Genomic DNA, 14,833 nt, shown 5'->3' with positions numbered 1-14,833 from the left:
CCGTACCACGGACGTGACCGGTTCGATCGAGTTGCCAGCGGACAAAGAAATGGTCATGCCAGGCGATAACGTGTCGATCACCGTCAAGCTGATCAACCCGATCGCGATGGAAGAAGGTCTGCGCTTCGCTATCCGTGAAGGCGGTCGTACCGTCGGCGCCGGCGTTGTTGCGAAGATTATTGCTTAATAACGCCAAGGGGGCTGCCCTTGCAAGGGCAGCCTGCTACGCCGTTGTTGCCAAGATCATCGCCTAATTATTTAGCGCGATAAAACAGGGTCGGCATGGTGTGATATCATGCCGACCCTGGTTCCAAAATCGTTCTTTTAAAAATTGCTGGCGCTACAAAGTAGCCAGTTCGCTCTTTTAAGGAAATATCATGTCCGCACCAAACCAAAAAATCCGCATCCGCCTGAAAGCTTTCGATTACAAGCTGATCGACCAGTCCGCACTGGAAATCGTCGAAACGGCCAAGCGCACCGGCGCCGTCGTCAAAGGCCCAGTCCCACTGCCTACCCGTATTCAGCGTTTCGACGTTCTGCGTTCGCCGCACGTCAACAAGACCTCGCGCGACCAGTTCGAAATCCGCACCCACCAGCGCCTGATGGACATCGTCGACCCTACCGACAAGACCGTTGACGCGCTGATGAAGTTGGACCTGCCAGCTGGCGTTGATGTCGAAATCAAACTGCAGTAATCGTAGTTAAAGCCGGCCGGCGGACTCGTTCCGCCGCCAGCTTCGATGGGGCCGGGCCGGTTCGCAATCGCGAGCATGCCCGGCCCCATTTTTATTGGGCGATGCGAAGCGCGGTCTATTTGTGCAGGCCCAGCTCGCGCAGGCGCTCTTGCAGATACTGGCCGGCCAGGTAGCGCGGCGACAGCCGCACCTCGTTGCGCGGCTGGAAGAAGAAGGGCAGCGACAGGCGCGGCTGCGCACGCGCGGCGCCGGCCGGATTCTGCACCCGGTGCGAGGTCGAGGGATAGTAGCCGCCCGACGCTTCCTGCAGCATGTCGCCGATGTTGACGACCAGGTTGCCGAAGTCGCATGGCACGTCGTGCCAGCGGTCGCCGCTGTCGCGCACTTGCAGGCCCGGCTCGCTGGCCGCCGGCAGCAGCGTCAGCAGGTTGATGTCTTCGTGGGCGGCGGCGCGCAGGGCGCCGGGCGCCTCGTCGCCGCGCAGCGGCGGGTAGTGCAGCACGCGCAGCAGCGTGGTCGGGCTGTCGACGATCATCTGCGGCAGCGGCATGGCAAAGCCGGCGCGCACGTCGTCCGGGCTGTGCTCCTCTATCCAGCCCAGCAGCTCGGCCGCCAGCGCGCCGGCCCGCGCGTGATATTGCCGCGCCGCCGGCGACACTTCGGCCGGATATTTGCCCCACGGGTAAATGTGGAAGAATTCCTTGAGGTCGCGCCGCTTGCCGCCCTTGGCGATTTCCGACACCGACATCGAAAAATAACCGTCCTGGCTGCCGCCCTGCTTGGCGTAGGCGTGCTTGTGCTCGGACTGGAAAAATTCCAGCCATTCGCGGTAGATGCGCTCGACCAGTTCTTGCTGGATCGGGTGGTGGGTCAGCACGCCGAAGCCGGTCGCGCGCAGCGACGCGACGAAGCGCCGGGGCGCGTCCGGCGCGCGATAGTCGACCACTTGCACGTCCATGGCGGCCTCCGCTTCAGCGCGCCGGCGGCGCGCACAGCACGCGCCGGTACAGGGCTAGCAAGCGCGCCGAGTCGACCTCGCGGCACACTTGCACCGCTGGCCGCTGGCCCCACGCGCCCGGCCGAGACTGGATGGTGTGGCCGGCGGCGAAGCCGTCGGTGACGACGCGCACCGGGCCGGCGCTGGCGGAAAACAGCGTCGGGTCGATGGCGTAGGCCACGGCCGAGGAGTCGTGCACATAGAAGCCGCCGCTGACGCCGACGCCGACGTGGAAGGCGGCATAGACGCGCGAAATATCCCAGATGAACTGGCCGGCCTCGCCGCCGTCGTCGACCAGGCCGCGCAGATAGGCGTCGTCCATCTGCGTCTGCTGGGTGACGTCGAGGCCGATGATCGCCAGGGGCCAGGCGGCGCCGAACACTTCCTCGGCCGCCAGCGGGTCGCCGGCGATGTTGGCCTCGGCCAGCGGCGTGACGTTGCCGCTGTGGCCGTGCGTGCCGAAGGCGCCGCCCATGACCACCACTTGCTTGACCAGGCCGGCGATCTCGGGCGCCTCGCGCAGCGCCAGCGCCAAATTGGTCAGGCGCGCCACGGCGATGATGGTGATCTCATGCGGGTGGCTGCGTATCATGTCGATCAGGAAGCGGTGCGCCGGCAGCGCGTGCGGCGTGCTGGCGCTGTCGGCCGGCACGGCGATGTCGCCGAGCGCGTTGTCGCCGTGGACCCAGGTCGGCGGCTCGGTCGGCTCGCCTTCCAGCGGCCGGCTGGCGCCCTGGGCCACCGGCACGGACAGGCCGAAGCGGTCGCGCAGGTAGAGGGCGTTGCGGGTGGTCGCTTCGATGTAGCCGTTGCCCATGGCCGTCGTGATGCCCAGCAGTTGCAACTGCGGCGCACGACTGAGGAACAGCAGGGCCATGGCGTCGTCGATGCCGGGATCGGTGTCGAAAATGATTTTTTTTGGGTTCATCATTCCATGCTCGTGGTGGGGGTGGCGCCGGCGGCGCGGGACAGGCGACTGGCCCGCCGCGCGTACAGACACAGCGCGACGACGGGGACGATGTAGGGGATGGTCTGTATCAGTTCGCTGGGCAGGCCGGCGCCCTGCAACTGGACGGCGGCCGCCTCGGCCAGTCCCAGCAGCAGGGCCGAGGCGCAGGTGCCGAGCGCCGTGCCGCGTCCCATCACTTCGGCGGCGATGCCCATGTAGCCGCGGCCGGCCGTCATATTGGCGGCGAACCAGCTGACGTAGCCCATCGATAAATAAGCGCCGGCCAGCCCGGCGAAGGCGCCCGACAGCGCCAGCGCCGTGCACTGCACGCGCGCCACGGCGACCCCGGCGATGGCGGCCGCCTGCGCATCGTGGCCGACGGCGCGCAGGCGCAGGCCGTAGCGGCTGTGGCGGAGCAGCAGCGCCACCAGCGGCACGGCGGCGAACGCGGCATAGGTCAGCACGTGTCGGCCCGACAGCAACACCGACAGCACGGGGATGCGGTCGAGCAGCGGCAAGTCCAGCGTCGGCAGCACCTTGCTGGCCAGCGAGGTGGAGATGCCCTTGTCGCCGGTGAGCAGGAACAGCACCATGGTGGTGCCGGCCGCCGCCGCCAGGTTCAGCGCCACGCCCGATAGAATCAGGTCGGCGCGCAGCAGGTGGACGGCGCCGGCCAGCAGCAGGCCGAGCACGGCCCCGCAGGCGAGCGCCGCCAGCAGGCCGGCCCAGGCCGAGCCGGTCCAGGCGCTGCCGACCACGCCGGCCAAGGCGCCGGCCAGCATCATGCCTTCGAGGCCGAGGTTGACCACGCCGGCGCGCTGGGCGATCAGCGCGCCCAGGCCGGCCAGCAGCACCGGCGTGCACACGCGCAGCGCCGCGTCCAGCAGCGGCACCAGCGACAGCAGCATTTGCAGGGGCGCGGCGCTCATGCGCGGCTCCGCGCCGGTGGCGATAGCGGTGGGATGGCGGCGGCCGGGGCCTAGGCGTGGGCCGCGACCGGTTGGCCGGCGTCGTCCGCGCCCTGGTCGGCGAGCGTGGCGGCCTGGCGCCGGCCCTGCCGCAGCCAGGCGCGCGCGCGCGGCAGCTGCGGCGCGGCCGTCGACAGGAAAATCAGCAAGGCCTTGATCAAGCCCGTCATTTCCAGCGGCACGTTGAAATTGCGCGCCAGCAGGTCGCCGCCCACTTGCAGCATGGCCAGCGCGACGGCGGCCGGCACCACCAGCAAGGGGTGGTTGCCGGCCAGGATGGCGACCACCAGTCCGTTCCAGCCCTGGCCGGGCAGGTCGGTCCAGGCGAAGCGCGTGTACATGCCTTGCACTTCGACGGCGCCGCCGGCGGCGGCGATGAAGCCGCCCAGCGCCTGCACGCCGATGGCGATGGCCGCCACCGGCAGGCCGAGGTGGCGGGCGAAGCCGGGATTGCTGCCGACGATGCGCGCCTCGTAACCCCAGCGCGTGCGGAACAGGTAGACGGCGCCCAGCGCGCAGGCGACCAGGCCGGCCAGCACGCCGCTGTGGATGCGGGTGCCGGGCAGCAGGCGCGTGAGCCGGCCTTCCGGCGGCAGGTGGTAGGACAGCATGGCGCCGGCGTCGGGGTCGCGCAGCCAGTAGTTGACGAGGTAGAGGCCGAAGAACAGGGCGGCGTAATTGAGCATCAGCGACGTCACCAGTTCGGAGGCGCCGTAGCGCGCCCTCATCCAGCTGGGCAGCAGGCAGACCAGGCCGCCGACCAGGCCGCCGGCGACGATGGCGCCGCCGCTCAGCGCCCACTCGGGCAGCGGCACCCGCAGCAAGACCCAGGTGGCGGCCACGCCGCCGAGGAAGAAGGCGCCCTCGGCGCCGAGGTTGAACATGCCGGCGCGGAACATCAGGCTGACGGCCAGTCCCGTGAACAGCAGCGGCGTGGCGGCCGTGACGACGCTGCCGGCGTTACGCAGCGTGCTTAGCGGACCGAACAGGAACAGCCGCAGCGCGGCCAGCGGATCGTCGAGCCCAGCCAGCATGGGCGTGACGACGAGGGCGACGACGGCCAGCAGCAGCGCCAGCCGTATCAGCAGTTTGCGCAGCGCCGTCTTCATGCCGCCAGGCCCAGCATGGCGGCGCCGAGGCGGGCCGGCGTCAGCAGCGGATCGCGGTCGAAGGTGGCGACGATGCGGCCGCCGTGCAGCACGATGATGCGGTCGCTCAGGGCCAGCAACTCGTCGAGGTCGGAACTCAGCAGCAGCACCGCGCCGCCATCGGCCGCGCGCCCGGCCAGCCCGGCGTGCAGCAGGGCGGCGGCGCGGGCGTCGATGCCACGGGTGGGCTCCTCGGCCACCAGCACTTGCGGGCGGGCGCCCAGTTCGCGCGCGGCGATCAGTTTCTGGGCGTTGCCGCCGGACAGGGACGAGAGCGGCTGGTGGAGCGACAGGCGCCGCACATCGTAGGCGTCCAGCATGGCGGCGCTGGCCGCTTCCCAGGCGGCGCGGCGCAGCCACGGTCCCCTGCAGAAACGCAGCAGGCGGTGGGCGCCGGCCATGGCGTTGTCGACCAGGCTGAGCGCCGGCGCGCTGCCGTCGCGCAGGCGGTCGGCCGGCAAGTGGCCGAAGCCGAGCCGGCGCCGCGCGCCCGCGCCCAGGGCGCTGATGTCGCGCTGGCCCAGCAGCACGCGGCCAGCGCGCAGCGGCCAGCGGCCCATCAGCGCGGCCACCAGCGCGGCCTGGCCGCTGCCGTCGACGCCGGCCACGCCGACGATTTCGCCGGCATGCAGCGTCAGCGACAGCGCGTCGATGCGGCCGGCGCCGTGGCCGCAGCAGAGCCGTTCCAGCGTCACCAGCGCCGCGCCCGGCGTTGCCGCCGCCGCTGTCGTTGCCGAGGCCGAGGCCGATGTTGTTGCCGCCGCCGCTATCGTTGCCGAGGCCAAGGCGGCTGCCGCTGTCGTTGCCGAAGCTAGGGCCGCCGCCGCGCGCGCCGCCGCCGGCCGTTCCGGCGCCGCCGCTCCCATCGCCAGCCGCGCGATGTCGGCGTCGCTGACGTCGGCCAGCGCCGTGTCGCTGCTGACGCGCCCGGCCCGCAGCACGATCACGCGGTCGGCCAGCGCCCGCACTTCGCGCAGCTTGTGCGAAATGAAGACGATGGTCAGGCCGTGTTGGCGCAGCACGCGCAGCTGCGCGAACAGCTCGGCCGTTTCCTGCGGCGTCAGCACGGCGGTCGGCTCGTCGAGGATCAGCAGTTCGATCTCGTGCGACAGGGCCTTGAGGATTTCCACTTTCTGCCGCATGGCCAGCGATAGCGACGCCACCAGCGCGTCCGGCTCGACGGCCAGCTGGTAGCGCTGCGCCAGTTCGCGCACGCGCTCGGCGGCGGCGGCGCGGTCCAGCCGCAGGCCGCCCAGCGTGGTCGGCTCCTGGCCCAGCGCCAGGTTTTCGGCCACGGTCAGCGCCGCGATCAGGGAAAAGTGCTGATGCACCATGCCGATGCCGAGCGCGGCGGCGGTGCGCGGCGAGTCCAGCGTCAGCTCGGCGCCGCGCAGCCGCAGCGTGCCCGTGCTCGGCTGTTCCAGGCCGAACAAAATCTTCATCAGCGTCGACTTGCCGGCGCCGTTTTCGCCGCAGATGGCGTGGATGGCGCCGCGGTGCAGGGTGAACGACACGTCGTCGAGCGCGCGGCTGCCGTTGGCGTAAGTCTTGCCGATGCGGTCGAACTGGATCAGCGCGCTCATGGCCGCAGCGACGCCCGCAACTGCGCCAGCGCGGCCGTGCTCATGCCGAAACCGGTCGGCACCCTGAGCTGGCCGCTGATGACGGCGCGCTTGCTGGCCTCGATCTGGCGCTTGAGCTCCGGCGGGCACATGCGCGCCATATTGCCCTGCTCGGCCAGGCCGACGGCGTTCTCGGCCAGGCCCAGCGCTTCCAGCTTGCCCAGCGGCAGTTGGCCGGCGCGTTCGAGCGCGTAAGCCCGCAGCAGCGTGGTGTCGACCCGCTTGAGCACCGACGTGACGATGCGCGAGGCCAGCACGGGATCGCTGGCCAGGAACACGCTTTCCTGGTCGGAATTGGCGCCGATGGCGTATTTGCCGGTGTCCTTGGCCGCCGCCAGCAAGCCCAGCCCGGTCTGGCCGGCCACCTGCAAGCCTATCCCCACGCCCGAGCGGAACTGGGCCAGCGCCAGTTCCTTGCCCTTGGCGGCGTCGTTGAAGTTGCCGGCGTAGGCGACCTGTATCTTGATGCCGGGCGTGACGGCGCGCGCGCCGGCCGCGTAGCCGACCAGGAAGTCGTTGATGAGCGGTATGTCCATGCCGCCGAGGAAGCCGAGCTGCGTGCCCTGGCTGGCCGGCAGCACGCCGTCGCGCAACAGGCCGGCGGCCAGCATGCCGGCCAGGTAGGCGGCTTCGTTTTGCTTGTAGGCGATGGAGTTGATGTTGCGGTTGGCGCCCTTGGCGTAGCTGACGACGCCGTCGAACAGCACGAAATTCTTGTCGGGATGGCTGTCGGCGACGTCGGACACCATTTCCGCCATTTCGTAGGTGCAGGCGACGATCAAGTCCCAGTCGCGGTCGGCGACGTCGTCCAGCGTCGCTTGCCAGCGGCTGCGCTCGGTGCCCATTTCCAGTATCTTGGTTTCGACGCCGGCGCCGTAGCGCGCCTTGATGGCCTGCATGCCGGCCGCGCCCATGTCGAAGAAGGACTTGTCGCCCAGCGTGCCGTTGATGACGAAGATCACGCGCTGCGGCGCTGTCGCCCGCGTCGCACCCATCGCACCCATCGCCCGCGCCGCCGGCAGCCGGCTGGCCAGCGCCAGTGCGGCCGTGCCGCGCAGCAGGTGGAGCAGGGTGTGACGCCGTGTGTTCATGCCAGCTTTCCGGGAGGGTGGAGCGGAGTTAAACGTTTAACATGCGTGGACCCATTAAACCGAAGGATGGCGTCCATGTCAATCTTCTGCCGCCACGGCGCCTAAATATAATGCGCAGGCGGCGCCGCAAAACCGGTATGCTAGACGCGCCGCCCATCCTCAGCCCCAGCTTCGTGCCCGATGCCTCTGTGCCCATGACCGACCACACCAGCGTGACATTGAAAGACGTCGCCGCCGAGGCGCAGACGTCGATCGCCACCGTTTCCCATTTCCTCAACAAGACCAAGCCGGTCGGCGCGCTCACCGGGCAGCGCATCGCCCGCGCCATCGAGCGCCTCGGCTACCAGCGCGATTCGATGGCGGCGTGGTTCAAGACCTCGCGCGCGCCGCTGGTGATCCTGGCCGTGGCGTCGGCCGAAACGTCGTTCTTTTCCGACGTCGCCGAAGTCATCGAGGAACTCTGCGAACGGCGCGGCCTGACCGTGTTCCGGGTCCAGGTCCAGACCCTGGAAAATATGCGGCGCGGTAACGCCATGTCGGCCTTTTTGCGGCGCGCCACCGGCATCATCCTGCTCGGCCATTCGGAGCAGTGGATCACCGATCCCGAAAGCCTGGCCGCCAAGACGCCGATGGTCTTCCTCAACTGGGACATGCCGTCCGGCTTCGGCCAGCAGGGCTTGATCGACCACCTGGCCGACGGCACCTACAAGGCGATGGCGCTGCTGGGCGAGCGCGGCCACCGCCACATCGGTCTGGTCACGGGGCCGCTGTCGCTGCCGCGCGGCCAGGAGCTGATGGCCGGCGTGCGCCGCTACGAGGCCGCGCACGATATCGACCTGGCGCCGCGCTGGACCCTGGAAACCAGCTACGCCTTCCAGGATGCGCACGACAAGGTCTATGCCATGCTGGCCAAAGGCGTCAGGCCGACGGCCATCCTGACCTTCGGCGTGCAGTTCGCCTTCGCCGTGTTGCAGGCGGCGTCGCGGCTGCGCATCCTGGTGCCGGACGAGCTGTCCGTCATCAGCTACATCGACGCCCGCCAGGCCGATTTCAGCAGTCCGCCGCTGACCACGGTGTCGCCGTCGATACCGCAGCTGGCCGGCCACGTGGTCGAGCAGCTGATGCAGCTGGTGCGCGGCGACCGCGCCGACAACACCACCGTGCTCGAACTGATCGTCAACGATCGCGGCAGCGTGCGCGACCTGCGCCGCTGAGGGCTCAGCCCCGCCATCAATATGTAGTAATAAAACAACAGTGCGATTTTTGAATGGGTTAAACGTTTAACATGGGGACAATGGACGCATTAAAAAATTAAAACAACTGGGGCGGGAGACGAGTAGGCATACATTTCATCCACTGATATACATACGCAAGGGATAGGAACATGACTAAGAGCTCGAACACGCGGGGCCGCACGCAAGCGGCGCAGGCTGCACAGGTCGTACAGATCATGATGCTGGGACTGGGAGCGCTGCTGCCGGCGGCGGTCGCCGCCGCTGCCGCTGCGCCCGATGCTGTTGTCGCGGCCGACGGCGCCGCCGCCCCTGCCGCCGCTGCCGCATCCGCCGACCCTGCCGCCGCGCCCGAGGCCGCAGCCGCGCAGCCGGATCAGCCGATCGGCGCGCTGGAAACGGTCACCGTCACGGCCCAGCGCCGGCGCGAAAACATCCGCGACGTGCCGGTGTCGGTGACCGCCATCGGCGGCGCCCAGCTCGACGTGCTCACCTCCGGCGGCGAAGACATCCGCGTGCTGTCGGGCCGTATTCCCAGCCTGAACGTGGAATCGTCCACCGGCCGCGTGTCGCCGCGCTTCTATATCCGCGGCTACGGCAACACCGACTTCACCCCCTTCGCCTCGCAGCCGGTGTCGCTCATCATGGACGACGTGGTGCAGGAAAACGTCATCCTCAAGGGCGTGCCCCTGTTCGACCTGGAAAACGTCGAGGTGCTGCGCGGGCCGCAGGGCACGCTGTTTGGGCGCAACACGCCGGCCGGCGTCGTCAAGTTCGAGTCGGTCAAGCCCAGCTTCGACGGCATCAACGGCTATTACAGCCTGACCGACGGCACCCACAACACGGCCATCGCCGAGGCCGCCGTCAACGTGCCGCTCAGCGAGGTCTGGGCCATGCGCATCGCCTCCCAGGTGCAGCACCGCGACAACTGGGTGCAAAACACGGGCAACAATTACGGCAACCTGGACGGCTACGAAGAGCGCGCCGCCCGTTTGCAACTGTTGTACAAGCCGAGCGCCACCTTCGACGCGCTGTTCAACCTGCACGCCCGCGGCACCGAGGGCAGCGCGCGCCTGTTCCGCGCCAACCTGCTGTCCCAGGGCAGCGACAGCATCGCGCCCGGCTACAGCCCCGGCACCATCAACATCAACGGCCTGAACACGCAGAACCTGCATTCGGCCGGCGGCAATGTGCGCGTCAACTGGGACCTGGGCGACTACATCGTCCATGCCATCACCGGCTACGAGCATGTGTCGAGCTTCCTTTCGCGCGGCGACATCGACGGCGGCTCGCCCAACGGCCCCGGCTTCATTCCCTTCCAGGTGGAGACGGCGTCCGTGGTGCCGACGCTGCACCAGTTCACCCAGGAGCTGCGGCTGGAATCGAAGAACAGCGGCCGCTTCAACTGGCAGACCGGGGTCTATTATTTCAATGAAAACGCGGTCGCCGATTCCTACGGCTACGACACGGTGACGGAGGCGCAGTCCAGCCTGCTGCGCAACGAGCAAAAGAACGAGGCGGCGGCCGTGTTCGGCTCGCTCAGCTACGACGTTAACGACAGGCTCAAGCTGCGCGCCGGCCTGCGCTACACCCACGACAAAAAGGATTTCTCGACCGAGATCGCGCAGAACGTGACGTTCACCGGCCCCGGCGGCGTCAGCGAAAGCAAGTCCAAGACCAACTGGGACGTCAGCGCCGACTATGCCGTCAGCAAGGAGCTCAGCGCCTACGCCCGCGTCGCCACCGGTTTCCGCGCGCCCAGCATCGCGGCGCCGTCGCAGTCGGCGCCCATCACCGTGGCCGACGACGAGACGGTCACGTCCTACGAGGCCGGCATCAAGGCCGAGCTGTTCCAGCGCCGCGCGCGCTTCAACGTCAGCGTCTACGACTTCGAGGTCAAGAACCAGCAGCTGACGGCTGTCGGCGGGACCAGCAACTCGATCACGCTCATCAACGCCAAGAAGACGGTCGGGCGCGGCGTCGAGAGCGACTTCGAGGCGCGCATCACGCCCACCTTGCGCGTCAACGTCAGCGGCAGCTACAACTTCACCAAGATCGAAGACCCGAATCTGTACACCGGCGCTTGCGGCGCGCCGTGCACGGTGCAAAATCCCGTCAGCGCCCAGGGCTTCGCGCTGGTCGACGGCAACCCGCTGCCGCAGGCGCCGAAGTGGATCTTCAACGCTGGCGTGCGCTACAGCCTGCCGCTCGCCAATTACAACGAGGCGTATCTGCAGAACGACTGGTCGTACCGCAGCAAGGTCAACCTGTTCCTCTACCAGTCGCTGGAATTCACCGGCAAGCCGCTGCTCGACGGTTCGCTGCGGGCCGGCTACAAGTGGGATGGCGGCAAGTACGACGCGGCCTTCTTCGTGCGCAACCTGCTCGACAAGCAGGTCGTCACCGGCGCCATCGACTTCGACAACTTCACCGGCTTCACCAACGAGCCGCGCGCCTTCGGCCTGCAATTGCGCAGCACCTTCTGACGGTGGCGGGGCCGCCGGCCCCGCTGTCCCCGCCCGCCACCTATCTTATGTCCACACTCTTAATCAAGCATGCCCGCGTCCTCGTCACGATGGACGAGCAGCGCCGCGAACTGGCCGACGGCGCCCTGTTCATCCGCGACCACGTGATCGAGCAGGTGGGGCTGACGGCCGAGCTGCCGGCGGTCGCCGATGAAGTCATCGACGCCCGCGACCACGTCGTCGTCCCCGGCCTGATTAACACCCACCACCATATGTACCAGAGCCTGACGCGGGTGATCCCGGCCGCGCAGAACGGCGAACTGTTCGACTGGCTCAACAACCTTTATCCGATCTGGGCCAACCTGACGCCGGCCATGATACGGGTCTCGACGCTGACGGCGATGGCCGAGCTGATGCTGTCGGGCTGCACCACCAGCAGCGACCACCTATATATATATCCCAACGGTTGCCGCCTGGTCGACAGCATCGAGGCGGCGCAGCAGATCGGCATGCGCTTCCACGCCGCGCGCGGCTCCATGAGCGTGGGCCGGACCCAGGGCGGGCTGCCGCCGGACAGCCTGGTCGAGAGCGAGGCGGCGATCCTGCGCGACACCCAGCGCTTGATCGAGACCTGGCACGATCCGCGCCGCTACGCCATGTTGCGCGTGGTGGTGGCGCCGTGTTCGCCGTTCTCGGTGTCGCCGGCGCTGATGCGCGAATCGGCGGCGCTGGCGCGCAGCTACGGCGTGTCGCTGCACACCCACCTGGCCGAGAACGCCGGCGACGTCGCCTACAGCCGCGAGCGCTTCAACTGCACGCCGGCCCAGTACGCGGAGCGGCACGGCTGGCTGGGGCCGGACGTGTGGCACGCCCACTGCGTGCGGCTGGACGCGGCCGGCATCGCGCTGTTCGCCGCCAGCGGCACCGGCGTGGCCCACTGCCCGTGTTCGAATATGCGGCTCGGTTCCGGCATCGCCCCGGTGCGGCACATGCTCGACGCCGGCGTGGCCATCGGCCTCGGCGTCGACGGTTCGGCCTCCAGCGACGCCGGCCACCTGCTCGGCGAGGTGCGCCAGGCCCTGTTGTTGCAGCGGGTCGGCTTCGGCGCCGCCGCCATGACGGCGCGCCAGGCGCTGGAGCTGGCCACCCTGGGCGGCGCCCGCGTGCTGAACCGGGACGACATCGGCGCGCTGCGGCCCGGCATGGCGGCCGACGTCGCGCTGTTCCGGCTCGACGGCCCCGGTTTCGCCGGCGCGCTGCACGACCCGGTCGCCGCGCTGGTGTTCTGCACCCCGGCGGCGGTCGACTACAGCATCATCAACGGCCGCGTGGTGGTGCGCAACGGCACCTGCGTGCGGATCGACCTCGGCACCGTGCTGGAACGCCACAACCGGCTGGCCCGCGAACTGGCCGAAGCGGCGCGCTGAAGCGGTGCGCTGAAGCGCTCCCGCCGGCCCGGGCCGCGCTTTCCCGGCCCCGCGTCGGGTCCGCCCCCGCCGGCCGCAAAGCCGCATGGGGCCACGCTCTGGCGCCATGGCGCGGGGCCGTCCGCCGGCGCGGCGAAAACCCGACATACCTCGTATTAAGTTGTTGCGTCAAGGGTCTTTTCGTATTACACTAGCCGGCTTCGGTATGGATTCGTCCTTTTTGAGTCCCTACGTTACTTTGTAGTTAAACAAGCCCCGCCCAATCGCAGGTGGGAATGGAGAAAAAATGAGCCTAGGCCTTCTCGGTCGCAAGGTTGGTATGATGCGCATTTTCACGGATGAAGGGGATTCGATTCCCGTCACCGTGTTGGACGTATCGAACAACCGTGTTGCGCAAATCAAAATTCCTGACACAGACGGTTACTCCGCTGTTCAGGTCGCATTCGGTCAACGTCGCGCTTCCCGCGTGACCAAGGCTGTTGCAGGTCACCACGCTAAAGCGGGTGTCGAAGCTGGTACGATGCTGAAGGAATTCCGCGTCGACGCCACCAAGGCCGCAGAACTGAAAGCCGGCGACGTCGTCGCCGCTTCGCTGTTCGAAGTCGGTCAAAAGATCGACGTGCAAGGCGTCACCATCGGTAAGGGTTACGCCGGCGTCATCAAGCGTTACCACTTCGCTTCTGGCCGCGCTACCCACGGTAACTCGCGTTCGCACAATGTTCCAGGTTCCATCGGTATGGCCCAAGATCCAGGCCGCGTGTTCCCTGGTAAGCGCATGACCGGTCACCTCGGTGACGTCAACCGCACCGTGCAGAACCTCGTCATCGCTCGTATCGACGCCGACCGCCAGCTGTTGCTGGTCAAGGGGGCGATTCCAGGCGCGAAAAATGGCCAGGTGATTGTTTCGCCAGCCATCAAAACCAAAGCCAAGAAGGGAGCTTAAACGATGGAACTCAAGCTCTTGAACGCGCAAGGTCAAGCCGCCTCGAACGTTGCCGCCGCCGATACCATTTTCGGTCGTGACTACAACGAAGCGCTGATCCACCAAGTCGTCGTGGCCTATCAGGCCAACGCGCGCAGTGGTAACCGCAAACAGAAAGACCGTGAAGAAGTTCACCACACGACCAAGAAGCCTTGGCGCCAAAAAGGTACGGGCCGCGCCCGTGCCGGTATGTCGTCCTCGCCTCTGTGGCGCGGCGGTGGTCGCATCTTCCCGAACTCGCCCGACGAGAACTTCACCCACAAAGTGAACAAAAAGATGTATCGCGCAGGTATCTGCTCGATCCTGTCCCAGCTGGCACGCGAAGACCGTCTGACCGTCATTGAAGATCTGACGATCGAAGCGCCAAAGACCAAGCTGCTGTCGCAAAAGCTGACGGGCATGGGCTTTGACTCGGTCCTCATCATCACCGACACGCTGGACGAGAACCTGTTGTTGGCTTCGCGCAACCTGCCGAACGTGCTCGTTGTTGAACCACGCCACGCAGATCCGATGTCCCTGGTGTTCTACAAGAAGATCCTGGTCACCAAGGCTGCATTGGCTAAGATTGAGGAGATGCTGGCATGAGCGCATTGAAATTTAGCGAAGAGCGCCTGATGAAGGTGCTGCTGGCTCCGGTCATTTCCGAAAAGGCCACCATGGTCGCGGAAAAGAACGAACAGATCGTGTTCCGTGTCACCACGGATGCGACCAAGCCAGAAATCAAGGCAGCCGTTGAACTGTTGTTCAAGGTTGAAGTCCTGTCGGTGCAAACCGTCAATCGCGAAGGTAAGCAGAAGCGCACGGGCCAGCACACCGGCCGTCGCAACCATACTAAGCGCGCTTTCGTGTGCCTGAAGCCTGGCCAGGAAATCAATTTCTCCGAGGAGGCTAAATAATGGCACTCGTAAAGATGAAACCAACCTCACCAGGCCGTCGCGGCATGGTGAAGGTGGTGAACCCGGACCTGTACAAAGGTCGTCCGTTCGCCGCCCTGGTTGAGAAAAAATCGAAGACTGCTGGCCGTAACAACAACGGTCACATCACCACCCGCCACATCGGCGGTGGTCACAAGCAGCACTATCGCCTGATCGACTTCAAGCGTCAAAAGGATGGTATTCCAGCGAAAGTGGAACGGATCGAATACGATCCTAACCGCACCGCCAACATCGCCCTGCTGTGCTATGCAGACGGTGAGCGCCAGTACATCATCGCCACCAAGGGCATGGCCGTTGGCGACAGCGTGATGAACGGTTCGGA

Annotated in this window: 13 protein-coding genes and 2 pseudogenes; 9 read left to right on the top strand and 6 right to left on the bottom strand. The window is 67.1% G+C overall.

Going from position 1 to position 14,833, the window contains the following annotated elements:
- Window positions 1-187, top strand: a pseudogene (locus Q0S71_RS25145) (elongation factor Tu); the annotation flags it as partial.
- Between the two features lie 190 nt (window positions 188-377).
- The gene (gene rpsJ, locus Q0S71_RS25140; RefSeq protein ID WP_010394389.1) at window positions 378-695 is read left to right on the top strand and encodes a 30S ribosomal protein S10; all 318 of its coding nucleotides are present in this window, start codon (window positions 378-380) and stop codon (window positions 693-695) included.
- A 115-nt stretch (window positions 696-810) separates the two neighbouring features.
- On the opposite strand, the gene Q0S71_RS25135 is transcribed toward rpsJ, so the two are convergent.
- The 6 genes from Q0S71_RS25135 to Q0S71_RS25110 are packed head-to-tail and all read right to left on the bottom strand — an operon-like array spanning window position 811 to window position 7,470.
- Window positions 811-1,653 (bottom strand): 2OG-Fe(II) oxygenase family protein, encoded by an 843-nt coding sequence (locus tag Q0S71_RS25135; protein WP_296001759.1) that lies wholly within the window; start codon window positions 1,651-1,653, stop codon window positions 811-813.
- Between the two features lie 13 nt (window positions 1,654-1,666).
- The gene (locus Q0S71_RS25130) at window positions 1,667-2,623 is read right to left on the bottom strand and encodes a nucleoside hydrolase (protein WP_367185338.1); all 957 of its coding nucleotides are present in this window, start codon (window positions 2,621-2,623) and stop codon (window positions 1,667-1,669) included.
- A complete protein-coding gene (locus Q0S71_RS25125; protein WP_296001757.1) occupies window positions 2,620-3,570 on the bottom strand; it encodes an ABC transporter permease in 951 nt (316 codons plus the stop codon). The genes Q0S71_RS25130 and Q0S71_RS25125 overlap by 4 nt, the downstream gene beginning before the upstream one ends.
- Before the next feature lie 50 nt (window positions 3,571-3,620).
- Window positions 3,621-4,718, bottom strand: a complete 1,098-nt coding sequence (locus Q0S71_RS25120; RefSeq protein WP_296001755.1) for an ABC transporter permease — start codon at window positions 4,716-4,718, stop codon at window positions 3,621-3,623.
- Window positions 4,715-6,340, bottom strand: coding sequence for an ABC transporter ATP-binding protein (locus Q0S71_RS25115; protein WP_296001753.1), 1,626 nt, complete (start codon window positions 6,338-6,340; stop codon window positions 4,715-4,717). The genes Q0S71_RS25120 and Q0S71_RS25115 overlap by 4 nt, the downstream gene beginning before the upstream one ends.
- Window positions 6,337-7,470, bottom strand: coding sequence for a BMP family protein (locus tag Q0S71_RS25110; protein WP_296001750.1), 1,134 nt, complete (start codon window positions 7,468-7,470; stop codon window positions 6,337-6,339). Before Q0S71_RS25110 ends, Q0S71_RS25115 begins: the two co-directional genes overlap by 4 nt.
- A 137-nt stretch (window positions 7,471-7,607) precedes the next feature.
- Here Q0S71_RS25110 and Q0S71_RS25105 point away from each other — a divergent pair, with 137 nt between their 5' ends.
- The 7 genes and pseudogenes from Q0S71_RS25105 to Q0S71_RS25075 form a co-directional block, all read left to right on the top strand.
- Entirely contained in the window at window positions 7,608-8,684 is a 1,077-nt protein-coding gene (locus Q0S71_RS25105) for a LacI family DNA-binding transcriptional regulator (protein WP_296001748.1), read from the top strand.
- Between the two features lie 170 nt (window positions 8,685-8,854).
- Window positions 8,855-11,188, top strand: a complete 2,334-nt coding sequence (locus tag Q0S71_RS25100; protein ID WP_296001746.1) for a TonB-dependent receptor — start codon at window positions 8,855-8,857, stop codon at window positions 11,186-11,188.
- A 47-nt stretch (window positions 11,189-11,235) separates the two neighbouring features.
- Complete coding sequence (locus tag Q0S71_RS25095) at window positions 11,236-12,594, top strand: 8-oxoguanine deaminase (protein WP_296001744.1); 1,359 nt, start codon at window positions 11,236-11,238, stop codon at window positions 12,592-12,594.
- Window positions 12,595-12,880: 286 nt separating this feature from the next.
- A complete protein-coding gene (gene rplC / locus Q0S71_RS25090; protein WP_296001743.1) occupies window positions 12,881-13,537 on the top strand; it encodes a 50S ribosomal protein L3 in 657 nt (218 codons plus the stop codon).
- Window positions 13,538-13,540: 3 nt separating this feature from the next.
- The gene (rplD, locus tag Q0S71_RS25085; protein WP_173595002.1) at window positions 13,541-14,161 is read left to right on the top strand and encodes a 50S ribosomal protein L4; all 621 of its coding nucleotides are present in this window, start codon (window positions 13,541-13,543) and stop codon (window positions 14,159-14,161) included.
- A complete protein-coding gene (gene rplW, locus Q0S71_RS25080; protein ID WP_296001737.1) occupies window positions 14,158-14,472 on the top strand; it encodes a 50S ribosomal protein L23 in 315 nt (104 codons plus the stop codon). Before rplD ends, rplW begins: the two co-directional genes overlap by 4 nt.
- A pseudogene (locus Q0S71_RS25075) lies at window positions 14,472-14,833 on the top strand (50S ribosomal protein L2); the annotation flags it as partial. The gene rplW and the pseudogene Q0S71_RS25075, both read left to right, overlap by 1 nt.

It is taken from the genome of Rugamonas sp. (assembly GCF_025354735.1).
GTDB lineage: Bacteria > Pseudomonadota > Gammaproteobacteria > Burkholderiales > Burkholderiaceae_D > Rugamonas.
This window is presented reverse-complemented; position numbering and strand designations above follow the sequence as displayed.

What these genes read in the sequence shown, in the direction of transcription:
- rplW (WP_296001737.1), top strand. Translation starts at nt 14,158, where the DNA reads ATGAGCGCATTGAAATTTAGCGAAGAGCGCCTGATGAAGGTGCTGCTG.
- Q0S71_RS25130 (WP_367185338.1), bottom strand. Translation starts at nt 2,623, where the DNA reads ATGATGAACCCAAAAAAAATCATTTTCGACACCGATCCCGGCATCGAC.
- Q0S71_RS25120 (WP_296001755.1), bottom strand. Translation starts at nt 4,718, where the DNA reads ATGAAGACGGCGCTGCGCAAACTGCTGATACGGCTGGCGCTGCTGCTG.
- Q0S71_RS25105 (WP_296001748.1), top strand. Translation starts at nt 7,608, where the DNA reads ATGCTAGACGCGCCGCCCATCCTCAGCCCCAGCTTCGTGCCCGATGCC.
- Q0S71_RS25100 (WP_296001746.1), top strand. Translation starts at nt 8,855, where the DNA reads ATGACTAAGAGCTCGAACACGCGGGGCCGCACGCAAGCGGCGCAGGCT.
- Q0S71_RS25115 (WP_296001753.1), bottom strand. Translation starts at nt 6,340, where the DNA reads ATGAGCGCGCTGATCCAGTTCGACCGCATCGGCAAGACTTACGCCAAC.
- rplD (WP_173595002.1), top strand. Translation starts at nt 13,541, where the DNA reads ATGGAACTCAAGCTCTTGAACGCGCAAGGTCAAGCCGCCTCGAACGTT.
- rplC (WP_296001743.1), top strand. Translation starts at nt 12,881, where the DNA reads ATGAGCCTAGGCCTTCTCGGTCGCAAGGTTGGTATGATGCGCATTTTC.
- Q0S71_RS25110 (WP_296001750.1), bottom strand. Translation starts at nt 7,470, where the DNA reads ATGAACACACGGCGTCACACCCTGCTCCACCTGCTGCGCGGCACGGCC.
- Q0S71_RS25135 (WP_296001759.1), bottom strand. Translation starts at nt 1,653, where the DNA reads ATGGACGTGCAAGTGGTCGACTATCGCGCGCCGGACGCGCCCCGGCGC.
- Q0S71_RS25095 (WP_296001744.1), top strand. Translation starts at nt 11,236, where the DNA reads ATGTCCACACTCTTAATCAAGCATGCCCGCGTCCTCGTCACGATGGAC.
- rpsJ (WP_010394389.1), top strand. Translation starts at nt 378, where the DNA reads ATGTCCGCACCAAACCAAAAAATCCGCATCCGCCTGAAAGCTTTCGAT.
- Q0S71_RS25125 (WP_296001757.1), bottom strand. Translation starts at nt 3,570, where the DNA reads ATGAGCGCCGCGCCCCTGCAAATGCTGCTGTCGCTGGTGCCGCTGCTG.